This window comes from Geomicrobium sp. JCM 19055, assembly GCF_000698185.1.
Lineage (GTDB): Bacteria > Bacillota > Bacilli > Bacillales > Marinococcaceae > Geomicrobium_A > Geomicrobium_A sediminis.
Genome location: NZ_BAXL01000040.1, coordinates 1 through 2,470 on the forward strand (window position 1 = coordinate 1; position 2,470 = coordinate 2,470).

Annotated in this window: 5 protein-coding genes; all 5 read left to right on the top strand. The window is 40.4% G+C overall.

Features of this window, described 5'->3' with window-relative positions; all coding sequences use genetic code 11:
* Positions 1-122 precede the first annotated feature (122 nt).
* Positions 123-290 (top strand): hypothetical protein, encoded by a 168-nt coding sequence (locus JCM19055_RS27810; RefSeq protein WP_193745552.1) that lies wholly within the window; start codon positions 123-125, stop codon positions 288-290.
* Positions 291-585: 295 nt separating this feature from the next.
* Positions 586-744, top strand: a complete 159-nt coding sequence (locus tag JCM19055_RS27815) for a hypothetical protein (RefSeq protein WP_193745553.1) — start codon at positions 586-588, stop codon at positions 742-744.
* 11 nt (positions 745-755) lie between these two features.
* Positions 756-1,265: a MepB family protein gene (locus JCM19055_RS22035; protein ID WP_042361404.1), complete on the top strand. Its 510-nt coding sequence runs from the start codon at positions 756-758 to the stop codon at positions 1,263-1,265.
* A gap of 7 nt (positions 1,266-1,272) precedes the next feature.
* Entirely contained in the window at positions 1,273-2,139 is an 867-nt protein-coding gene (locus JCM19055_RS22040; RefSeq protein WP_265182477.1) for a nucleotidyltransferase domain-containing protein, read from the top strand.
* A 5-nt stretch (positions 2,140-2,144) separates the two neighbouring features.
* On the top strand, positions 2,145-2,309 hold the full coding sequence (locus JCM19055_RS27820; RefSeq protein ID WP_193745554.1) for a hypothetical protein: 165 nt from the start codon (positions 2,145-2,147) through the stop codon (positions 2,307-2,309).
* Positions 2,310-2,470: the final 161 nt, after the last annotated feature.

Consider the following 2,470-nt stretch of genomic DNA (forward strand, 5'->3'; position numbering starts at 1 on the left):
GAACAAGACAGGGCAAGAGCGGAGCAAGAGAAGGCAAGCGTGAACAAGAGAAGGCGTGCTCGGAACAAGCCCCGTTTTTTTAACTACTCCATCTTCACTCTTTATAAAAGGAGGTTAACAAATTGGTATTAAACATTATTGTAACGTGTGTATTAGGCATGTTTGGAACAGCGCTATTGCTAGCCGTGATGTCATTTCTAGGGATCAGTATTGAGTTGTTCTTCTTTTTGATACATGGAATGATCTTTGCGATGTGCGTACTTATCTACATACATTTGAAAGGGAAGTAGTCGTGATTTGGGAATCAATATCCAAATGATAATTTACTTAAGTACGAATTGTATATAGCATAGTTACTAAGTAAAAAGGAAGGGGAGGACGATGAACATTCAGCTTTTTTGATCATAACATCTGTGCATGAGGATGCTAATCAGGAGAATAATGAATGTCTCGTTTCGTTATCCCCGATCGCGATCGAAAAGGAAGAGATCGTAGTCACAGAATACGTTGATAAACTTCAGCAAAATGGTTGGAACATCTGTACTTTGGTAGAGTAAAAGTAATGAAGTACTAAGGGGTTTTATTTTGAAGAAAAGTAAGCATACCGAAAAAGATAAAATGAGTGTTGGCGGGAAGATTGGTCTTGCTGTTTTAATTGTATTTATGGCTGCTACACTCGTTTTAAAAGCCATCGATCCGAACAGGGGTGGCGGCGCTAGGCATCTTATTGATCTATTTTCGTAAGGAGCGGGATCATGAATGACTTTTATGAGGCGTTTGCATATGTGAATAAGCTGATTTATGAGCCAAATCAATTTACAGTAAAATCAATCCAAGAAGAAGTCCACAACAGTAAGTATGGCGCAGGCAAGTTTCACTTAATGTCTAAAACCGTGCGATTTAGAGTTGCGCATCAAACGCCTACGAAGGTTGGTCAGTTTGTATCACTTTGGGAAAAAGATAAAGCTGGTAAAAATCAGCCGTATTCTTATGACGCATCTCCAGATTTCATTGTAATAACGACCTTTCGCAATGAGCGCCAGTTTGGGCAGTTTATCTTTCCAAAAGAAATTCTTTTCCAAAGAGGAATTCTTCGATCATCCTCAACAAAGGGGAAAATGGCAATGAGAGTGTACCCTTGCTGGGATGAGCCGAACAATAAACAAGCAATCGCTACTCAGAAATGGCAATTACCTTACTTTATAGATATGAGCAATCCAAGTCGTTTACCTTTCGATCGTTTAAAGAAACTCTATAGTGTGTAGTCCCCTCTTGTCATTAAAAGAGGGGATTTTCTGTTTACCTCGTAGAATATCTATAATCAAAAGGAGGTTCTTTGCAATTACGCTCATCCATAAAGGGTACGGGTTAGACGAGCAAGGGTACATCCAAAGTGATGTTGTGACAACTCAAATTAGTTTGTACAACACGTGTATTCAAGACTGCGTCGCTCAATTAAAGCAGGCTTTCCCTAAACAAGTGCATAGCGTTTACGTTTATGGCAGTGTAGCACGGGGAGAAGCTGTGAAGAAGAAGTCGGACTTGGACTTGCTCGTCCTGTTTAGGGAGGATGTGTCTGAGCAAGAGAAACGTCGATTAAACGTGCTGGGCCAATCATTATCGAAAACGTATGTTGATGATTTTCGTGAGGTTGGCATAGCTTTTACGAATTATGACTATACGATGGATCCTAAGAACTACGATGAACAGGCGTTTTTGAAAGAGTTATCAATCTGTGTGGAGGGTAACGATTTACGTTCATACTTCGGTCCATATCGCTTAACTTCTGAGATTGCAATTCGTTTTAATGGAGATATTAATGCAGTATATGAACGAGCGATGAAGCGACTGTATCATGGGGATGATGAGGAGTTTAGGCAGACGACGATCGCGTTTGCGAGAAAGCTCATTCGTACGTATTATTCAATGGTCATGCTTCGTTCTCAAATTTGGACAACAAGGCTTCATGAGCAAGCACAAGTGATTGTCCAGAGTCTTCTAGAGAAAAGCAGCGTCATCAAAACCTTACTAAACTGGATTGATGAACCTCCTACAAACCCATTCGTTGTACTCAATTTGTATGAGCAAGAAGGGAACTGGTTAAGTGAACACTTCCATCGTGAAGCGAAGAAAGGATGAGCCGTGTGAGCGTACTTGATACGTTAAAAATCTATCCGCTAAAAGATGAGAAGCTTGAGTTGGTAACGTTTCTCCAACGTGAGCACTGGCCTTATCATAGCAATTATGAATCGAGTGAAGCGATGTATGAACAGCTTTTGATGAAGGAAAATATCACGGTAAGAATCTAGCGTTTTGGGTGGAGCAGTTTGATAAAAAGATAGGCTTGGTAGTTTTAGAAGACATCGATGACCATAATCCACTATTGGATCTACGGTTAGCTTCAAACGTACGTGGAAAAGGACTCGGTAAGCATATTTTACGATGGGTAACGAACCATACGTTTGCAAGC